Origin of the sequence: Variovorax sp. Varisp85 (assembly GCF_047304045.1) — a bacterium.
In the GTDB taxonomy this organism is placed as follows: domain Bacteria; phylum Pseudomonadota; class Gammaproteobacteria; order Burkholderiales; family Burkholderiaceae_C; genus Variovorax.
This window is the reverse complement of the sequence record NZ_JBGLYN010000149.1, coordinates 1-768: the sequence shown is the minus strand read 5'-3', so window position 1 is coordinate 768 and position 768 is coordinate 1. Positions and strand designations below refer to the sequence as shown.

At 66.1% G+C, this 768-nt stretch carries 1 protein-coding gene; it reads left to right on the top strand.

Features of this window, described 5'->3' with window-relative positions:
- Positions 1-174 precede the first annotated feature (174 nt).
- Positions 175-768 (top strand): DUF4337 domain-containing protein (locus ACCC97_RS28790; RefSeq protein ID WP_413336385.1); only part of this gene is annotated, 594 nt, incomplete at its 3' end.

Sequence of the window (768 nt, the reverse complement as noted above, 5' to 3'; positions counted from 1 at the left end):
GGCGTGGGCATCGGGGTTGGGGGCGTTTCCTCGGTCATGGGCAAGTGTGCTGTGGCCGCCCCCATGCTGGCAACGGGTGGCGGACCGGAACCTGACGGCGGGGCGCCTGGGGTGCCGCGCGACCGGGCATACTCGCGCGCGCTCCACATTCCAACACTTCACAGCAAGGACCCCATGTCAGGACACGGCTTTCACGTGCACGGCCCGCACGATCACGAACTCGAACACGCCGCAACCGGCGGCCATGGCCACGGCCCCGAAGACGGCGCCGCGGCTCATTCAGGCGGCATGAACATGACGAGCAAGATCGCGGTGTGCACCGCCGTGATCGCCACCTTCGGCGCGATCTTCTCGTACATGGGGGGTGCCACGCAGGCCAACGCCGGCCTCTACAAGAACAACGCCGCGATCAAGAAGACCGAGGCGTCGAACCAGTGGAATTACTTCCAGTCGAAGAGCACCAAGCAGGCGCTGGCCGAATTCGCACGCGACACCGCGGCGGACGACGCCCGAAAGCAGGGCTGGCAGGTCAAGGTGGCGCGCTACGAACAGGAGAAGACAGACATCCAGACGGCAGCGAAGAAGCTGGAGGCCGAGGCCAGCCAATGGGACGCGCAGTCTGAAGAGCAGATGCACCAGCACCATCGCTGGGCCCAGGCGACCACGGTGCTGCAGGTGTCGATCGCGCTGGCTGCGATTGCCTTGCTGACGAAGAAGAAATGGCTCGAGCGCGCGATGTTCGGGGTGGCGGCGGCGGGGCTTGTGGTG